Annotated in this window: 1 protein-coding gene; it reads right to left on the bottom strand. The window is 67.7% G+C overall.

The annotated features are described in order from the left end of the window. On the bottom strand, positions 1–314 hold a 314-nt coding region (locus EO139_RS18580), incomplete at its 3' end, for an aquaporin (protein ID WP_206515164.1). Between the last annotated feature and the right edge of the window lie 76 nt (positions 315–390).

Raw genomic sequence — 390 nt, 5'->3', positions numbered from 1 at the left:
AGCCAGCAGAACACGGCGCCGATGATGGCGCCGACCATCTGGGCGAGGATGTAGACGGGGACGCTCGCGACGTCCTCGATCTTGCCGGCGGCGAGGAGGCCGAGCGTCACCGCCGGGTTGAGGTGCGCGCCGGACGCGTAGGAGACGGTCACACCGGCGAAGACCGCGAGGCCCCAGCCGAAGTTGACCATGAGGGTGCCGCCGGCGAGCCCCTTCGACTTGATGAGCGCGACGTTCGCCACGACTCCGCATCCGAGGAGGACGAGGAGGGCGGTGCCCACCGTCTCCGACAGGAAAATGACTCCAAGATCCACTGCGTGGTGCTCCGATCGTTCGTCGAGGCGCGGGGGCGACCTCTTCCGCATCATCGCGGTGGCTCCAATCTAGTGC

It is taken from the genome of Xanthomonas sp. BRIP62411 (assembly GCF_003993525.1).
In the GTDB taxonomy this organism is placed as follows: domain Bacteria; phylum Pseudomonadota; class Gammaproteobacteria; order Xanthomonadales; family Xanthomonadaceae; genus Xanthomonas; species Xanthomonas euroxanthea.
The sequence above is the reverse complement of the archived record's forward strand: the minus strand, read 5'-3'. Positions and strand labels throughout refer to the sequence as shown.